At 34.4% G+C, this 17522-nt stretch carries 17 protein-coding genes and 1 tRNA gene; 8 read left to right on the top strand and 10 right to left on the bottom strand.

The genetic code is table 11. The features are described from left to right. Positions 1-30: 30 nt before the first annotated feature. Entirely contained in the window at positions 31-447 is a 417-nt protein-coding gene (locus OD917_RS16400) for a helix-turn-helix domain-containing protein (protein ID WP_263524473.1), read from the bottom strand. Positions 448-620: 173 nt separating this feature from the next. Between OD917_RS16400 and OD917_RS16405 the strand changes: the two genes are divergently transcribed. From OD917_RS16405 to OD917_RS16425, 5 genes are all read left to right on the top strand, one after another. Next, positions 621-1475, top strand: a complete 855-nt coding sequence (locus OD917_RS16405; protein ID WP_263524474.1) for a hypothetical protein — start codon at positions 621-623, stop codon at positions 1473-1475. An 11-nt stretch (positions 1476-1486) separates the two neighbouring features. Next, positions 1487-1825, top strand: coding sequence for a hypothetical protein (locus OD917_RS16410; RefSeq protein ID WP_263524475.1), 339 nt, complete (start codon positions 1487-1489; stop codon positions 1823-1825). A gap of 21 nt (positions 1826-1846) precedes the next feature. Next, positions 1847-2164 (top strand): hypothetical protein, encoded by a 318-nt coding sequence (locus OD917_RS16415; protein ID WP_263524476.1) that lies wholly within the window; start codon positions 1847-1849, stop codon positions 2162-2164. Between the two features lie 229 nt (positions 2165-2393). Continuing rightward, positions 2394-2666 carry a hypothetical protein gene (locus tag OD917_RS16420; RefSeq protein WP_263524477.1) on the top strand — a complete coding sequence of 91 codons (273 nt, stop codon included), beginning with the start codon at positions 2394-2396 and terminating at the stop codon, positions 2664-2666. Beyond that, positions 2623-4179, top strand: a complete 1557-nt coding sequence (locus OD917_RS16425) for a recombinase family protein (protein ID WP_263524583.1) — start codon at positions 2623-2625, stop codon at positions 4177-4179. The genes OD917_RS16420 and OD917_RS16425 overlap by 44 nt, the downstream gene beginning before the upstream one ends. Here the strand turns inward: OD917_RS16425 and OD917_RS16430 are convergent. Continuing rightward, a tRNA-Met gene (locus OD917_RS16430) sits at positions 4139-4211 on the bottom strand. The two genes, OD917_RS16425 and OD917_RS16430, sit on opposite strands and share 41 nt — an antisense overlap. Before the next feature lie 117 nt (positions 4212-4328). Between OD917_RS16430 and era the strand changes: the two genes are divergently transcribed. From era to OD917_RS16445, 3 genes are all read left to right on the top strand, one after another. Continuing rightward, complete coding sequence (gene era / locus OD917_RS16435) at positions 4329-5210, top strand: GTPase Era (protein ID WP_263524478.1); 882 nt, start codon at positions 4329-4331, stop codon at positions 5208-5210. Between the two features lie 231 nt (positions 5211-5441). Next, positions 5442-6752, top strand: coding sequence for a ribosome biogenesis GTPase Der (der, locus tag OD917_RS16440; RefSeq protein ID WP_263524479.1), 1311 nt, complete (start codon positions 5442-5444; stop codon positions 6750-6752). A 156-nt stretch (positions 6753-6908) separates the two neighbouring features. Beyond that, positions 6909-9656: an outer membrane beta-barrel protein gene (locus OD917_RS16445; protein WP_263524480.1), complete on the top strand. Its 2748-nt coding sequence runs from the start codon at positions 6909-6911 to the stop codon at positions 9654-9656. 100 nt (positions 9657-9756) lie between these two features. On the opposite strand, the gene OD917_RS16450 is transcribed toward OD917_RS16445, so the two are convergent. From OD917_RS16450 to OD917_RS16485, 8 genes are all read right to left on the bottom strand, one after another. Next, entirely contained in the window at positions 9757-10500 is a 744-nt protein-coding gene (locus OD917_RS16450) for a DUF2490 domain-containing protein (protein WP_263524481.1), read from the bottom strand. A gap of 150 nt (positions 10501-10650) precedes the next feature. Further along, entirely contained in the window at positions 10651-13212 is a 2562-nt protein-coding gene (locus tag OD917_RS16455) for a TonB-dependent receptor (protein WP_263524482.1), read from the bottom strand. A 251-nt stretch (positions 13213-13463) separates the two neighbouring features. Continuing rightward, complete coding sequence (locus tag OD917_RS16460; RefSeq protein ID WP_012023964.1) at positions 13464-13877, bottom strand: RrF2 family transcriptional regulator; 414 nt, start codon at positions 13875-13877, stop codon at positions 13464-13466. Positions 13878-13970: 93 nt separating this feature from the next. Next, on the bottom strand, positions 13971-14801 hold the full coding sequence (locus OD917_RS16465) for a TPM domain-containing protein (protein WP_263524483.1): 831 nt from the start codon (positions 14799-14801) through the stop codon (positions 13971-13973). Positions 14802-14804: 3 nt separating this feature from the next. After that, positions 14805-15242, bottom strand: coding sequence for a TPM domain-containing protein (locus OD917_RS16470; protein WP_263524484.1), 438 nt, complete (start codon positions 15240-15242; stop codon positions 14805-14807). Positions 15243-15328: 86 nt separating this feature from the next. Continuing rightward, entirely contained in the window at positions 15329-15913 is a 585-nt protein-coding gene (locus OD917_RS16475) for a LemA family protein (RefSeq protein ID WP_111283518.1), read from the bottom strand. A 34-nt stretch (positions 15914-15947) separates the two neighbouring features. Next, positions 15948-16280 (bottom strand): MerR family transcriptional regulator, encoded by a 333-nt coding sequence (locus OD917_RS16480; RefSeq protein WP_012023968.1) that lies wholly within the window; start codon positions 16278-16280, stop codon positions 15948-15950. A gap of 57 nt (positions 16281-16337) precedes the next feature. Continuing rightward, complete coding sequence (locus tag OD917_RS16485) at positions 16338-17315, bottom strand: M23 family metallopeptidase (protein ID WP_263524485.1); 978 nt, start codon at positions 17313-17315, stop codon at positions 16338-16340. Positions 17316-17522 lie beyond the last annotated feature (207 nt).

Raw genomic sequence — 17522 nt, forward strand, 5'->3', positions numbered from 1 at the left:
CGTGAATTAATATATCTTTTATAGAAAAGCTTATTTGGCTTTTAGTAATTTTTCCAAATATTCAATTTTGTCTTGTTCAGATTTCAATAATCTTTCGTAAAGTTTTTTATTTTCTTCGTAAACTTCAACTAGTTTGTCAAGAGGATTAAAATGACAAATATTTTGGTTACCTATTGGTCCTTGATTAATACTATTGTCACTAAAAGTATTGAAATAATTAATCACGCCTTCATCAGAAAAGTTTTTAATTGCTTCTACAGTAACTCCTAAAGCTTTTGCCACTTCTGCTAATTTTTCATCATCGATCTCTTCGCTATTTTCTAATATTGAAACAGTCTGCTGGTTTGTTCCCATAGCCTGCGCCAATGCTTCCTGCTTCATGTCTTTCAATTCACGGATACGGCTGATTTTGCGTCCCATGTGGTTTGGTTTTGTTAATGTGCTCATAGCTCAAAGATAATAATTAAGAATAAAAAAGCGGGATTCATGTATGATACAAAGAATCTCATGTACGGTACGGTAAAATTTGATACGGTACGGTACAAGTAATTGCTTACTTGCCTGTGTGTTAAACAAAAATACAATTTTTCAGACAAGTATTAACTAAAATGAGTAAAATTATGAAAGCAATTCAAAACACCGCATCCGATTTAATTTATCGAGTTATTTCGCAGAACATCGATCCGATAGGCATTTACTGTTTTGCAGAGAAGAAGAGCAGTTATACTTTTAATGAGCCTTTCCAGAAGCCTGTTAAAAAAGAAAAGCGTGTCCATCTTTATCTGCTGGTTATAGCAGAAGAGTTCGAGGATAATATCGCCAATGATATTACCGATAAGATAAAGGGCAGATCGAAAGGTCTGATAACGGTTACTATTCTTATGCACAGCCTTCGAAATATTATGAAATTATACGGCGACCAGCAGTTATTCTTATGTAATATTATTAGGAGTTCGCAGGCTCTGTTTATTGATGCCGAAAAGCATCCTAAAATTGACATTGATTCTGGGATGCGCCATGTAAAAAGCACCACATTATACGCTGGAGACCGAAGCAGTGTTTCTGCATCGATCTGGGATCTTATTTACAATAATGATCAGTATTTTTCCTATGAAGTCAGAATGAGTTCTCTTCATCAGATCGTAGAGCAGACTTGCCTTTCACTTATAAGGGTATTTCTCGGGTACACGCCTAACCATTTTTCTATGGGCTACTTATTTGAAGTGTGTGAATATTTTACAGACATAACTTCTGAATACTTCCCTCGAAACAGCAGGGATGAAAAAAATATGTTCAGACTTCTGAAAAAGAATCCGAACACACTTCGATTCAGCAGAAGAAACAGTTCTGATTATCTGTACTATCAGCTGATGGAAGACAGATGCCGTGATTTTATGAGGGAGGCAGAAGCTATGATTCAAAAAGAATTAGAGAGACTTGCGGAAATTCATCAAGATGTGACTTTATCAGCTTAAAAAATGAAGTTATGGAAACTGATGAAATCAAAAAACTGGATAATATCAGGGTATTAAGCGGAAGAATGCTTAATACCCTGAAACCAGCAGACGATAAAAGGGGAATGTACAATGCAGAGATAAGAGTTTATGACTATCAAGAGCTTGCTTGTGTTATAAGAAACCTGATGAAGCTCTGTATTATCGCTTTAGATCACGACAGCGCAGAAGTTCCTCCTACGATTGAAAACCAATACATTGATGTGGGACTTATACTGGGAATAGCTCTTCAGTTATTTCCAGTTGACGAATTTGAATTTTTAAATGAGATTAATGATCTGTTTTCAGAAAATAAAGAAGAAATGGAATAACTAATATTAAGACTTAAAATTATGGAAACTGATAAGATAAAAACATTGGAAGAATTTAAAGATTTTGCATCCTATCATTTTAAACTTTTGAAACCCATTCAGGACAAAGATGGGGAATCAATACGTGAGATAAGATTTTATGGTTATACAGATATGACATGTCTGGGAGTGAATCTTATTAAAATGTGCCTGAATGTGGTTTATTCGGATGAACTTGACAACAGGGATATTTACATAGGTTCGGTTCTGGAGCTTGCTCTTCAGTTGATTCCAAGTGCAGAAATAGAGGTTCTGGATGAAATATACAGAATGCTCAATGAAAAGAGCGAAGATAAATGAACACTAAACTAAATAAGTTTTTCCATAATGATAGAACTATTTTATGTACATATTATGTCCATGACATTGACAGAAAAGCGATTTATCTTTGGGAGAGAATCTGAAAATGGATTGAGTTATGATAGGTAAATTTTACTTATGATCCTCAGTGAATTAGGTTTTATATTTGTATTATCCCCACCATATTTTGATCAGGATAAAATGAAAAAAGTGTCATAACTTTATAGCGATGAATGATTGTGGAACAAAAAAGACCGAGGCTCGGTCTTTTTTTAATGAAGAGGAATTTCAAATGGAGAAGGATGGAAGAGAAGAAAGAGGAAAAATGACGGCAGAAAAGACAAGAAAAATGCTGAAAGATGAAGGAGTGGAAGTATCGCTGGAACAGGCGGGAATGATTTTAGAATTTTTAAGAAAATTGGCAAACATGGCAGTTTCAAACTATTTAAAGAAAAAAGATGAGAAAAATAGCAGACCTATACGTGAGAGTGAGTACCGATGAGCAGGCTGACAGGGGCTACTCACAGAGAAATCAGGAAGAAATGCTTCGCAAGTACTGCGATATAAATGCAGTTGAAGTTAGATATGTAATTTATGAAGACCATTCGGCAAAGACATTCAACCGCCCGCAGTGGAAAAAACTGCTTACGGATCTAAAGAAGCAGAAGAATAAAACTGATCTTCTGCTTTTTACCAAATGGGACAGATTCAGCAGAAATGCGGGAGATGCTTACCAGATGATCAGTATCCTCAGAAAATTGGGAGTTGAGCCTCAGGCTATAGAACAGCCTTTAGATCTTTCAATACCCGAGAACAAAATGATGCTGGCTTTTTATCTGGCTGCTCCTGAGGTAGAGAATGACCGTAGAGCCCTGAATACCTTTCACGGAATGAGAAGAGCTAGAAAAGAGGGAAGATATATGGGAATTGCTCCCATTGGATATGTTAACCGAGTAAAAGAAGATGGTACAAAATATATTGCATTCGACCAGCCAGAAGCCTCTATTTTAAAATGGGCTTTTGAAGAACTTTCCAAAGGAATTTTCAATACAGAACAGGTGCTTCACATGGCAAAAGAAAAGGGGCTTAAAGCAGGCAAGAACCATTTTTGGAGAGCGATCCGCAATCCTCTTTACTGTGGAAAGATAGAAGTTCCTAAATATAAGGATGAGGAACGCACTTTAGTGAGAGGACAGCATGAAGCATTGATCTCGGAATCACTTTTTTACAAAGTTCAGGATGTGCTTGACGGGCGATCCCGCAAATATCTTCCAAAAGCTCTTTCAGCCAAGCCTTTTCCGCTGAGAGGTTTTTTCATCTGTCCCGACTGCGGGAAAATATTGACTGGAAGCATATCTAAAGGACGACATAAATATTACCCGTATTATCATTGCAGTGCAGGTTGCAGATATAGGATTAATTCGGAAACAGCCAATGAGATATTTATACAAAACCTGAAAAAATATGTGCCTATTCCTGAAATTAAAAATATCTATGCGAATGTCATAGGCGACTGTTATAAAGAACAGATCAAGGATGTCTTGGAAGAAAAGACTAAAATCATAAGTCAGATCAAAGATTATGAAACAAGAATCTCAAATGCAAGAGATCTTCTTGCAACAAAACAGATAGATGCTTCTGACTACCGAGATATGAAGTCAGATTACGGAGAGATGGTAAGAATGCTTGAATTAAAATTATCTGGTATTGACGATGAGAATAAAGATATAGAAGAGCTTTTAAAAGCAGGAGTTGAGAATCTCATGAAGCTTAACGAATATTATGAAAACGGCAACTGGATTGAGTCGAGAGATTTATTAGGTTCGATTTTTCCTGAGAATTTTACGATCTCAGAAAACGGGTTTCGAACCGCTAGAGTAAATGAAGTGGTGCATCTCATCTACAGTATTAACAGGCTGATAGGGCTAAATAAAAAAGGGACAAAGAAGAAATTTTCTTCTTTGTCCCAATTAGTAGCGGGAACAGGACTCGAACCTGTGACCTTCGGGTTATGAGCCCGACGAGCTGCCTACTGCTCTATCCCGCGATGTTTCGGGTGCAAAGATACGGCGATTTTTGAGAAATCCAACGAAAACTTAAAAAAATGTTTTATTTTCTGTATTGACTTGATATGACTACCTTTGCAAAATAAATAAAACAAAAAATGTCACATAAAGCAGGTTTCGTAAACATTATCGGAAATCCAAATGTTGGAAAATCAACATTGATGAACGCTTTCGTCGGAGAGCGATTATCGATCATTACCTCAAAAGCACAAACTACACGTCATAGAATTCTTGGAATTGTAAACGGAGAAGACTTTCAGTTAGTTTTGTCTGATACTCCTGGAATCATCAAACCAGCATATGAAATGCAGGAATCTATGATGAACTTTGTAAAATCGGCTTTTGAAGATGCTGACATTTTAATCTACATGGTCGAAATAGGCGAGCAGGATCTTAAAGACGAAGACTTCTTTAAGAAAATCATTCATGCTAAAATTCCGGTTTTATTACTTTTAAATAAAATTGATAATTCAAATCAAGAACAATTAGAACAGCAAGTTTCTTTCTGGAAAGAAAAAGTACCAAATGCAGAAATTTTTCCAATTTCGGCTTTGCAGAATTTCAACGTTCCAGAAGTTTTTGGAAGAATTATCGAATTATTGCCAGAATCTCCAGCTTATTATCCAAAAGACCAATTAACAGACAAGCCAGAACGTTTCTTTGTTAACGAGACAATCCGTGAGAAAATCTTATTGAATTACGCTAAAGAAATTCCGTACGCAGTAGAAATCGTAACAGAAGAATTTCACGAAACCGATACTATTATCAGAATCCGTTCGGTAATTATGGTAGAACGCGATACGCAAAAAGGAATCATTATTGGACATAAAGGTGCCGCTTTGAAAAAAGTTGGAACCGATGCTAGAGCTGATCTAGAGAAATTCTTTGGAAAACAAATTCATATTGAGCTTTATGTAAAAGTGAACAAAAACTGGAGAAGTAATGCTAATATGTTGAAACGATTTGGTTACAATCAATAAAATTTAATTGTTTCAAGTTTCAGGTTTCAAGTTGAATGTTGGACTTAAAAACTTTAAACTTTACACCTGAAAGAGAACAAAATCTTAGGTACTTAGAAACTTAGTAGCTCAGCAACTTTTTTTAACTACCTTTGCAAAAAATTTAAATAAGGCATTTAGGGTTTTAATGGTTCGGTTTTTAGTAAGCTAAAAATCTGAAACCTAAAGTCTAAAGTCTAAAATTCAAAAAAAATGAATAATAACATTGTTGCGATAGTAGGAAGACCTAACGTAGGGAAATCGACCCTGTTTAATAGGCTGATACAAAGAAGAGAAGCTATTGTAGATTCAGTATCTGGGGTTACCCGTGATAGAAACTATGGTAAAAGCGAGTGGAACGGAAAAGAGTTTTCTGTCATAGATACAGGTGGATATGTTCGAGGATCTGATGACGTTTTCGAAGGCGAAATCCGTAAACAAGTTGAGCTTGCTATTGACGAAGCTGATGTTATTATTTTTGTGGTTGATGTTGAAGAAGGAATTACGCCAATGGATGAAACTGTTGCAAAATTACTTCGTAAAGTAACAAAACCAGTTTTATTGGCTGTAAATAAAGTAGATAACGCAATGCGTGAGAAAGATGCAATTGAGTTTTATAATCTTGGTTTAGGAGATTATTTCACTTTTGCAAGTATCTCAGGAAGCGGAACGGGAGATTTATTAGATGCTTTAATTGAAGCTTTTCCAGAAAAACCAGAAGTTGAGGTTAAAGAAGATTTGCCTCGTTTTGCAGTTGTTGGACGTCCGAATGCTGGAAAATCTAGCTTTATCAACGCCTTGATTGGTAAAGATCGTTACATTGTTACCGATATTGCTGGAACAACTCGTGATGCAATTGATACTAAATTTGACCGTTTTGGTTTCGAATTTAACTTGGTTGATACTGCGGGAATTCGTCGTAAAGCAAAAGTAAAAGAAGATTTAGAGTTTTACTCTGTAATGCGTTCTGTGCGTGCTATCGAGCATGCAGATATTTGTATCTTAGTTATCGATGCAACTCGCGGATTTGAAGGTCAGGACCAGAGTATTTTCTGGTTGGCAGAGAAAAACCGTAAAGGTGTTGTAATCTTGGTAAACAAATGGGATTTAGTAGAAAAAGATACTATGTCTACACGTGATTACGAAGAGAAAATCAAAAAAGAATTGATGCCTTTTACAGATGTGCCAATTTTATTCGTTTCTGCTTTGACTAAACAACGTTTATTAAAAGCATTGGAAGCTACGGTTCAGGTTTTCGAAAATAGAAAACAAAGAATTTCAACTTCAAAATTCAACGAGTATATGTTGAAAGTAATCGAAGCTTATCCGCCGCCAGCAATGAAAGGAAAGTATGTGAAAATTAAATATTGCATGCAGTTGCCAACTCAAACACCACAATTCGTGTTTTTTGCAAACTTACCGCAATACGTAAAAGAACCTTATAAGAGATATCTGGAGAATAAAATTAGAGAGAAATGGGATTTCGCTGGAGTTCCAATCGATATTTATATCAGAGAAAAATAAAAAAAGAATCCCCTAGAATAGGGGATTTTTTTATGTTTTGTGCCATTATAATTATAAGATCAATTTTTTATTGGCATTATATTTGAATAAATGTAAAAAACACAATTAAACCTTTTGTGTTTTTTTAAGTCTTATTGCTATAACCAACCTAATTTTATGACCAGAATTTATTCGTTTCTATTGTTTTTAGTTTTTGTTTATTCGGCAAGTGCCCAGAACAATGTTGTTATTAAAGGAACTGTAATTGATATTAACAGCCAGCTTCCACTTGAACTTGCTACCGTTTATTTTACAGCTGTAAAAGATTCCACAATTATCGAATATGCTACTACGGATAAAAATGGAAATTTTATTATAAATACAAAAAAGTATGATAAACCCGTTTTCTTAAAAGTAAATTATACAGGATATCAAGCTTATTTCGAAGAGCAAAAGGGACTTACAGAAAGTAAAGACTTTGGAAAATTGTATATGATTGAAAATGCAAATGTTCTAAATGAAGTTATAGTAAAATCTGAAGCCCCGCCAATTACCATTAAAAAAGATACTTTAGAATTTAACGCACCTTCATATAAAGTTCGTCCAGATGCGAATGTGGAGACTTTATTGAAGCAACTGCCTGGTTTTGATGTTGATAATTCCGGGAAAATCACGGTAAATGGACGAGAAGTCAATCAGGTTTTAGTGAATGGAAAAGCGTTTTTTGATAAAGATGGAGCGATTGCGATTAAAAATCTTCCTGCAGACATCATTAAAAAAGTTCAGGTTTCTGATTTTAAAACAAAAAAAGAAGAGCTTGCAAAACAAGAATCGAGTTCAGATTATTCAACAGTTAATATCACTATTGACGAAAAGAAAAACAAAGGATATTTTGGAAAAGTTCTTGGCGGATATGGTTCTGACGAACGCTACGAAAGCAGTTTGATGATGAACTTTTTCAAAAATAAACAAAAAATAAGTGTTTTGGCTTCTTCCAATAATATCAATTCAACGGGATTCTCTATGGATGAAGTTTTTGATAATATGGGAGGCGGACGAAATGCAAAAGGCGGTCAGGGCGCTAGTAGTGGCGCAAAAGGAATTACACAGTCTACTTTGGCTGGAATTAATTATTCAGATGATTGGACAAAGGATTTGGAATTTATGAGCAGTTATAATTTTACAAATGCTGTAACTAAAAATGATAGCAAATCAAATCAGTTGAGTTTCTTGCCGACTGGAAATATTTTGACTGAAGCAGATTCTAAGACTAAAAATGAAAATACAGGAAACAATGTAAATTTCGAATTAGAATATAAAATCGATCCGACGATGCAGATCGTTTTTGCTCCAAAATTGAACCTTTCGCAGTCAAATAGTGACTCTTCTTCTTCGACATATTCTGAAAACGAAAACGGTGAAGCATTGAACGAAAGCACAGCGACTTCGCACAATGAAAGTTCGAATACGAATTTTGCGAACAGCATCAATTTCAATAAAACATTCGAAAAGAAATCAAGAAATCTGAGTATTGTTTTCAATAACAATAACACTAAGAGTGATTCTGACGGAATCAACGTTTCTGAAACTATTTTCTATCAGGATGCAAAACCAAATGACGAAAGAAATCAAAATGCTAAAAACACATCTAAAAGTGATAATTATGCCATTGATTTAGAATATACAGAGCCAATTACAGATTCGCTTCGTGTGCGTTTCGGAACCGATTTTAATTGGCAGAATTCGATTAATGACCAAAAAACATTTGATTTTGATGAAACAGAACAGCAATATTCTGATCTGAATTTATCTTTAACAAATTACACTACATCAAAACAAAATTCGATTACGCCAAAAGTTGGAATTACTCTACAGAAAAGTAAATTCACTCTTAATTTAAATTCGAGAACTTCTATTATAGAGTTTGACAATCACTCTTTCTATTTAAATCAAGCAACCGATCTGAATAAAAGATATATGCTTCCTTATGGAAATGCGCAGCTTCGATATAAATTTGATCGTTCGAGAAATTTGACTTTTAAATATGATTATTCGAATACGCTTCCGTCTGCAACACAATTAATGCCAGTTGCAAACTTAAATAACCCGCTTAATAGTGTAATTGGAAATCCTAATTTGAATCCGATTGAGAAAAACAGTGCAGGCGTTGATTTCAGAAATTTTGATTTTAGAACGCGTTCAGGATACAGCCTTTTCCTTAGAGGCGATTATTATAACAATGACGTAGTTTCGACTTCTATTTATGATGAAAGCGGGAAAAGAAATACGACTTATGTAAATATTTCAGGAACTTATTCAGCTTCGATTGGCGGAAACTGGAATCAGCAGATTAAAAAAGATGCGCATACAATTAGATACGGTCTTCGCTTGAGCGGTAATTATAATTTTGATAAAGGATTTACAAATGCTGTTTTGTATTATGCAAAATCGGTTGTAGTTACGCCAAGTGTTTATGCTTCTTACGATTATGGAGAAGTGCTTTCGATTGCACCATCTTATAGTTTGTCATATAATGAAACTAGATATGAAAATTATTCGAGAGACGCGACTTCAAACGTGATTCACAGAATTAATTTGCAAACAACATCTTATTGGCCAGCCAATTTAATTTTTGGAAATGATTTTGGATACACTTATAATTCAAATATTTCAGGTGATTTTAAAAAGGATTTTTTCCTTTGGAACACGAGTTTGTCTTACGGATTTTTGGATAAAAAATTATATGCAAAGGTTAAGGTTTATGATGTTTTAAATCAGAATCAAAGTGCTACAAGAACCATTTCGGCAACATCGATTAGAGATGAAGAAAATACGGTTTTAAAACGTTATGTAATGTTTTCTTTAGCCTATAAAATTGGAAACTTTGCAGAAAGTAAAAAAGGAAAGAGACAAAGAGGATCTTGATTTTTTTGAGGGGCAAAGATTCAGAGGAACAAAGGTTTAAAGATTGCAAAAAATGCCTGTCAAATTTGATTTGACAGGCATTTTTTGTATAACTCATAACTCATAACTTTTTACGATTAATTCTATGATAAACCGTAAACCTAATAATATCACGATTATAGAAATCTACACCGCTGGCACGTCTTTGAAAGTTTTTTAAGTATCCCAATTCTAAACCAAGATTTGGTGTGAAATGATAACGCAATGCAGCATAAAATCGGTTTTGATCGAAAGTATTTCTGCGATTATCTTTTCCGAAATTGAATAAAATTTCATCAGAGATAGTTCCTTTTATACTTCTGCCTTCTTTTTCCCAAAGCGTAAACATGGATTGTAAGCGGTACCTAAATCTGAAAGCATAGGAGAACTCGTCCAATAATCCGTTTTTATCTGCTTTTTGTATGGATCGTTCCTCTAGCTGAAAACGGTTATGAAAAGTAATTTTCGCAATATCATTAATCAAGGTCGCATCTTGCTGAGCGCGATATTCAGGAACCGAATAATCAGGATCAACATACGGATTTTGAGTGTTCACACTAAAAAAAGCAAATCCGGCACCTAAATCTATTGTTTTATTTGCTCTATAACGAGCTTGAGATCTAATGACAAAAAGATTTTCATGAATGGGATTTACAAAACTTCGATTGTCAAATTCAGAATGAAGAGCCCATTTTTCAGATAACGGAAAAATATTATAGTATCGAATCCAGGTTAAAGTTTGCTGGTCGATATTTCTTTGATTTTGCGCTGTAATTAGCTGGCAAGCAAAGATTATAATAAAAAGAAATCTAAAAGATCTGTTCAAAAGTTATAAATTCAGGCTGCGAATTTATACAATTGATCTCATTTCTATTTATTTTAAAATCTGTTTTATAATTTTTTTTGTGAAAATAAAAACGAGACACATTCTAAAATGCATCTCGTTTTTAATACTAAAACTAACTAACCTAACCGCTTACAGTGAATACTTAAAAGTAACTCCGTAAGTTCTTTGATCACCAAGAACTCCAGCATATTGTCCTGTGTTACCACTTGCAGGCAATAATTGCTCATAGTAATCTTTATTGAAAAGGTTTCTTCCCCAAATTTGAATAGATAAACCTTGCGAAGCACGGAAACCTAAACGAGCATTAAAGATTGCATAACCTTGAACTACTAAATATTTTGAAGCCGAAGGGCTTGAAGAAAATTCAGAACGTGCATAACCATCAGCAGCGAAGAAAATTTTTCCAGCATTACCAAAGAATCTTGCCTGATCAGAAAGCTCACCTCCAAGAGATCCAGCCCATCTTGAAGCACCTGGTAAATCAGTTCCAGAAACATCTTTATAAGCCACCTGAACCCCATCAACAGTAAGTCCTGTTTCTTCTAATGGAAGTGGTGCATTTGTAAATTTCACATATTTACCATCAGTATAAGTTGCAGCACCATTTATTGTTACATGTGAATTGATAACAAAGCTCGCATCCAATTCGGCACCTCTTACACGTACTTTATCAGCATTTGCAAGATAACCACGGTTTACACCTAATTCAGCTGCCTGAACGTTAGTTTGAAAATCTTTGATATCAGTATTAAATAGTGTTAAATTTAAAATTGAATTTTTAAATGGAGATGTTTTTACACCAACTTCGTAATGATATACTTTTTCTGGTTTAACCACTGCAAGTTCAGTCATTGGCTGTCCTGATGAATTTGTTGGAAGTCCAGCTACGTTAACTCCAACTGGTTTGTAACTTTTAGCAAATGTTGCATAAGCATTGATTTTGTCTGATGCTTTGTAAGTAAGTGTTAAGTTTCCAGAAAAATCTGTGTTATCAGTATCTGAATCAAATGCTTGATCAGAGTAAACCGATTTTTTCAAAGCCAATAGGGCAGGATCTGTAGTCTGAAGAACTCCGTAAGTTTTACGAGAGTAGCTTGCATCTTTCTTATCAAAATTATATCTTAAACCTGGTAAAATATGGAATCTGTTTGTAATTGCCCAATCAAGTTGTCCAAATACTGCCGCACTCGAAGCTCTAATTCTTGCATCAGTATGAATTCCGTACCCTTCAAAAAGTCCAGGAGTTGCCCATAATGAACTTGTTGAACTTTGAGAGAATCTCCATTGCGCATCTCCAGATTCTTCAGTTCCGTTTGTTTGAGAAGTTTGGTCTATAAAGAATACTCCTCCAACACCACTAATTTTTGAAGTTAATTGTCCTGCATAACGAACTTCTTGCGTAATTTGAGTTTGTCTTGTTGGGTTTTGAGATTTAGCTAAAACTTGTAATCCTGTAAAATCTCTATCATTTGATGGATCCCAATTCCAGAAACGCCATGCTGTTGTAGAAGTAAGTGTTCCGCCTCCAATTTTTGTATCAACATTTAATGAAACCCCTCCTAAATCTTGTCCAGAACGCCAAGGAGTATCATGATCAATTTTACGATCAAAAGCATTTAAACTTGGCAATTGATAATTTAAATCGGCAATAATAGCATCAAACTGACGGTATGCAGCCCTTTTAGTAGGGGCAACACCAGCAACAACCTGCGCATATCCGTCAGGACGCTGTGTTGTAAGATCACCTGCAAAAGTGACGTTTGTATTTTCGGTAGGAGTCCATAATAATTGTCCTCTAAAACCTTGATTGTTTAAAGTATTTGTCGGTCTTCCTGTAGCAACGTTATCAATTAAACCATCACGCTGCGTTCCAGAAAAAGACAAACGACCTGCCACTTTTTTTCCTAATGCTCCTGTAATAGAAGCTTTAGCTTGTAAAAAGGCATAATTTCCGTAGCTAAGTTCAAAATCGGCACCTGTTGTGAAACTTGGTTTACGAGAAGTAATGTTAAAAGCTCCAGAAGTTGTGTTTTTTCCAAACAAAGAACCTTGTGGGCCACGTAGAACCTCGATTTGTTCTACATCGATAAAATCTAAAGTAGTTGCTGCTGGACGTGCATAGTAAACACCGTCAACATAGAAACCAACTCCAGGATCTATTCCATCATTTGTAAGTCCGAATGGTGAACCTAAACTTCTAATATTGATTCCTGTATTTCTTGGGTTAGAAGAATATAATTGTACAGATGGAACCAATTCTTTAATACGGTTTACGTTAAATGCTCCAGCTGCTTCTGCTTGTTTTCCTGTAACGACAGAAACTGCAATTGGCACATCTTGTACTTTTTCGATTCTTCTTCTTGAAGAAACTACTACTTCAACAAGTTTATTCTCTTCGCGTAAAGTTATTAATATTGGAGAAGCTGGAATTGAAGTAATTTCAAGTTCAGCGGTATTATAACCAATGTATTGAACTAAAAGTGTAAGAGGTAATTTTCCTTGAGACTCTATAGAAAAGCGTCCTTCAGAATTTGTAATTGTACTAAAAGTTGTTCCTTTAATTACCACGTTAGCTGCTTCTAAAGGAATATTTTGATCAGTTGTTACAACTCCTTCAATGTTTTGTGCGAATGAGATTGAGAATGTTAAAACTGCAAGTATTGTAAGTATATTTTTTATAGATGTTTTCATTTCTTATATTAAGTATATGTGATTAGTAGAATTTAAAATTAATTTTTTTTTACCAACACATACACATCATAGATGAAACAGTATTCACAGTTGTGAAATTATAATTATGTTTTTTTTGCAAAAGATTTTGTCCACCTGATTTACTAGAATGTACTTTCATGAGTTAAAATTTTGTAAATGATTAGTTAATTATTTTTGGCAAATATATATAATTAATTCTATCGATTTACTAGACTTTAGAAAATATTTTTTTATTTTTTTACCAATGAGGCGATTGTGATGCCTTCCATAGCCTTCAAAGTTTTATCTCTAATAAGCATCAAACCGTGACGCAGACTGCATTCAGACTCGGTTTTGCAATCAGAGCAAGGCTCGTAAAAATTTAAAGAAGCGCATGGCAAAAGTGCAATTGCACCGTCAAATAATCGGTGAATTTCTGCCAAAGTAATGTCATTTTTGGATTTAATTAGATAGTATCCGCCAAATTTTCCCTGCTTACTGCTCACAAAACGACCACGTTTTAGATCTAATAAAATCTGTTCCAAAAACTTTTTTGGAATATTCGCGCCATCAGCAATTTCTACGGTTCTAGAAATGTGATTTTCGTCCTGTTCTGCTAAATAAAGTAAGGCCTTAAGGGCGTATTTTGCTTTATGTGATAACATCTATTAATAAATTGTAAAATGTAAATGTATGATTTTTTAAGATTGAAACCTAAACCTGAAACCTCAAACAATGAAAATTAGAACCAGAATAAATTACCAGCTTCCTCCAGAGCCACCTCCAGAGAATCCGCCGCCGCCAAAGCCACCGCCAAAACCGCCGCCTCCGCCAAAACCACCGCCAGATGATCCGCCGCCAAAGCCTCCAAATCCGCCACTACTTCTTCCAAGATTACTCAAAATAATAGCGTCAAGCAAGCTAGGGCCACCACCGCCATTGTTGCCAGAATTTCCTCCACCGCCTCTTTTATTTCGAGAGAGTAAGATTAAAACAATTACAACAATTACGATAAAAGGCAGAAAAGGAAAGTCTTGTCCTTTTGATTGTTTACGTTCGCCTTTATATTTTCCTTTAAAAACATCAAAAAGCGCATCAGCTCCTTTGTCAAGACCGTTATAATAACTCCCTTTTTTAAATTCTGGAATAATAATGTTTCGAGTAATTTCTCCGCCAATACCTGCAGTTAATCGGTCTTCAAGTCCGTAACCTGGCGAAATCCAAATTCTTCTTTCGGCTTTAGCCAATAGAATTAAAACGCCATTATCTTCCTTTGCTTGTCCGATTCCCCATTCTTGAGCCCATTTTGGCGTAAGAATACCAATGTCTTCACCTTTTAAGCTTTCAATGGTAATTACTACAATTTGTGTAGATGTAGAATCTGAATAGCGAATTAGCTTTTCTTCTAATTGCGTTTTTTCTGTAGAACTTAAAATATTAGCGTAATCGTAAACTGAAGTTTGAAAATCTGGTTTTTTGGGAATATCAAACTGAGCAAAAATGCTATTGCTGATAAATAATGCGATAAACAAAAGAGTAATCTGAAAAATTCTATTGAAATTTGAGATTTTATTTTTGGAATTTTTCATTATTTATCCTTTTGAGATTTCGTTAGATAATTCGTTTACATCATCTTCTTGAGAAGGGAAATATTTTTTAAGCTGTTCTCCAGCATTTAAAATACCGTCAACAATTCCTTGTTTAAAATTTCCAGCTTTAAAATGATTGGTCATAATATCTTTGGTACAGTCCCAAAAATCATTGGCAACCAAATCATTAATTCCTTTGTCTCCACAGATTACAAAATTTTTGTCTTCAACTGCAAAATAGAGTAATACGCCATTTTTCAGTTTAGTTTCATCCATTCGCAATTCATGAAAAACTTCTAAAGCCCTATCAAAATGGACTTTAGAAGTTGTTTTTTCTATATGTACTCTAATTTCGCCAGAAGTATTATTTTCGGCCATGCGAATAGCTTCAACAATTTCTTGCTCTTCTTCTTTGGTTAAAAAATCTTCTACTTTTGACATGGAAATTATTTTAGAGTTTAGCTTTTAGCTTTTAGATTGCAGATAAATCTGAAATCTAAAAATCGTTAATCAAAAATATTAAATCTTTAGAATTTTACTTCAACAGGTTTATCTGCTCCAGTAGATGCTTCAAAGTATGGTTTTTCTTTGTATTCGCTCAAGAACCAGTTGTTTGGAATCTTTAAGATATATCCGTTGTAAACTTGTACAGCTTCATTAAAACGAGTTCTAGCAGTTAAAATTTGATTTTCAGTACTTGCTAATTCGTCTTGTAATTTTAAGAAATTCTCGTTCGCTTTCAAAGTTGGATATTGTTCAACAGAAACCAATAATCTTGATAATGATGAACTCACACCGCTTTGAGCTTGGTTAAATGCTGCTAATTGTTCAGGAGTTACATTACTTGGATCAATTGTTACCGAAGTAGCTTTTGCACGAGCTTCGATTACTGCTGTTAAAGTTCCTTTTTCAAAGTCAGCAGCACCTTTTACAGTGTTTACTAAATTCCCGATAAGATCATTACGTCTTTGGTAAGCCGTTTGAACATTTCCCCATTCTTTATTTACAGCTTGACTGTGTTGTAAAGCAGTATTTTTAATACCAATCGACCAAAATGCGATAATAGCAATAAGTGCTACAATAATTCCTACAGGGATTAACCACTTTTTCATATTTGTTTTGATTTAAGTTTATTTCTATTTTTAATTACAATTCGTTTTTGATGTCGTTCAATTGCGTTTTTATGGATTCTAATTTACGTATTATTTCGAATTTATCTAACGTTTTCTTCTGACCTTCTTTTAAGTGTGTTTTCGCACCTTCAAGAGTAAATCCTCTTTCTTTTACTAAATGGTAAATTAGCTGAAGGTTTGTAATATCCTCAGGCGTGAACATTCTATTTCCCTTTGCATTTTTTTTAGGTTTCAGAATATCAAATTCGCTGTCCCAAAATCGTATCAAAGAGGCATTGACATTAAAAGCTTTGGCTACTTCGCCAATACTGTAATATCTTTTGTCTTTAGAAAGTTCAATATGCATGGTTCGTTTTTTTCTATTTTATTTCAAAAATACTATTTTTTCGGAATATTAATCTTATTAATCTAATGATTGATTTTCTTGGTTTGCCATTTGTGAAATTGCCACATATTCTGCAGCCGAAATATTTCCGTAATAAAAATTCAACGGATTGACTACTTTACCATCTTTATGAACTTCATAATGACAGTGCGGACCTTCAGATCTTCCTGTGCTTCCAACAAAACCAATAACATCACCTCTTTTAACTCGCTGTCCCGGATGACAGTTGTATTTGCTTAAGTGGGCGTATAAACTCTCATATCCAAAACCATGCCTGATCACAATATGATTTCCGTATCCAGAAGCCGTGTTGTCAGCTCTTTCTACAACTCCATCACCTGTTGCATAAATGGGAGCTCCAGTATTGGCGGTAAAATCCATTCCGTTGTGCATTTTTCGCACTTTCGTGAAAGGATCGATTCGGTATCCAAAACCTGACGCGACACGTTTTAAATTTTCGTTTCGAACTGGCTGAATGGCAGGAATTGCGAGTAATAAATTTTCTTTGGCTCCAGCCAATTTCAAAATTTCATCTAAAGATGTAGATTGAATTGCCAATTGTTTTGACAGTTTGTCAATTCTTTTTGTTGCATTTAAAACGAGCTGAGAATTATTATAACCTTCTAAAGCCTTATATCTTTGAGAACTTCTAAAGCCAGCTTTTCTGATAGAATCGGGAATTTCAGTTTTATTAAAATAAACTCTGTAAATATTATTGTCACGTTCTTCTAATGCGTCTGCCGCTTCGTCAATTTCATCTAATTTTTTATTTAAAATGGCGTATTGCAGTTTTAAATTTTCTATTTCACGTGCTTGTAAACGATCTTTTGGAGTTTCGAAATAAGGAGTATTAATTAAAAGAACAAAAACTAAAAAGCCAAATAGTGCTGAAGCCAATAAAAACAGTAATGCGTAACCGATTTTAATCCTTTTTCTGGTTTTTATTTTCGTATAAGCCAGATTTTCTGAGTCGTAATAATATTTTACTTTCGCCATATTTTAAAATACGCTATTTTTGCACCTTGTAAAATGAGTTAGTCGAAGGAAACTGCCAAATGTTTCAGTTGTCCAGCTCTTTTTTACAAGAATTAATGATTAGATATTGGGGCTATTTTATCATTAAGATAATGCGCAAAATAGGTAATTTATTGTTTAAATTATAAGTTTTTTAATTACATTATAAAAAACTTAACGCATCATCAA

Source organism: Flavobacterium sp. SH_e, from assembly GCF_025717045.1.
Lineage (GTDB): Bacteria > Bacteroidota > Bacteroidia > Flavobacteriales > Flavobacteriaceae > Flavobacterium.

Excerpts from the sequence above, each read along its gene's own strand:
- OD917_RS16400 (WP_263524473.1), bottom strand. The coding sequence starts at position 447 with ATGAGCACATTAACAAAACCAAACCACATGGGACGCAAAATCAGCCGT.
- OD917_RS16405 (WP_263524474.1), top strand. The coding sequence starts at position 621 with ATGAAAGCAATTCAAAACACCGCATCCGATTTAATTTATCGAGTTATT.
- OD917_RS16410 (WP_263524475.1), top strand. The coding sequence starts at position 1,487 with ATGGAAACTGATGAAATCAAAAAACTGGATAATATCAGGGTATTAAGC.
- OD917_RS16415 (WP_263524476.1), top strand. The coding sequence starts at position 1,847 with ATGGAAACTGATAAGATAAAAACATTGGAAGAATTTAAAGATTTTGCA.
- OD917_RS16420 (WP_263524477.1), top strand. The coding sequence starts at position 2,394 with ATGAATGATTGTGGAACAAAAAAGACCGAGGCTCGGTCTTTTTTTAAT.
- OD917_RS16425 (WP_263524583.1), top strand. The coding sequence starts at position 2,623 with ATGAGAAAAATAGCAGACCTATACGTGAGAGTGAGTACCGATGAGCAG.
- era (WP_263524478.1), top strand. The coding sequence starts at position 4,329 with ATGTCACATAAAGCAGGTTTCGTAAACATTATCGGAAATCCAAATGTT.
- der (WP_263524479.1), top strand. The coding sequence starts at position 5,442 with ATGAATAATAACATTGTTGCGATAGTAGGAAGACCTAACGTAGGGAAA.
- OD917_RS16445 (WP_263524480.1), top strand. The coding sequence starts at position 6,909 with ATGACCAGAATTTATTCGTTTCTATTGTTTTTAGTTTTTGTTTATTCG.
- OD917_RS16455 (WP_263524482.1), bottom strand. The coding sequence starts at position 13,212 with ATGAAAACATCTATAAAAAATATACTTACAATACTTGCAGTTTTAACA.
- OD917_RS16460 (WP_012023964.1), bottom strand. The coding sequence starts at position 13,877 with ATGTTATCACATAAAGCAAAATACGCCCTTAAGGCCTTACTTTATTTA.
- OD917_RS16465 (WP_263524483.1), bottom strand. The coding sequence starts at position 14,801 with ATGAAAAATTCCAAAAATAAAATCTCAAATTTCAATAGAATTTTTCAG.
- OD917_RS16470 (WP_263524484.1), bottom strand. The coding sequence starts at position 15,242 with ATGTCAAAAGTAGAAGATTTTTTAACCAAAGAAGAAGAGCAAGAAATT.
- OD917_RS16475 (WP_111283518.1), bottom strand. The coding sequence starts at position 15,913 with ATGAAAAAGTGGTTAATCCCTGTAGGAATTATTGTAGCACTTATTGCT.
- OD917_RS16480 (WP_012023968.1), bottom strand. The coding sequence starts at position 16,280 with ATGCATATTGAACTTTCTAAAGACAAAAGATATTACAGTATTGGCGAA.
- OD917_RS16485 (WP_263524485.1), bottom strand. The coding sequence starts at position 17,315 with ATGGCGAAAGTAAAATATTATTACGACTCAGAAAATCTGGCTTATACG.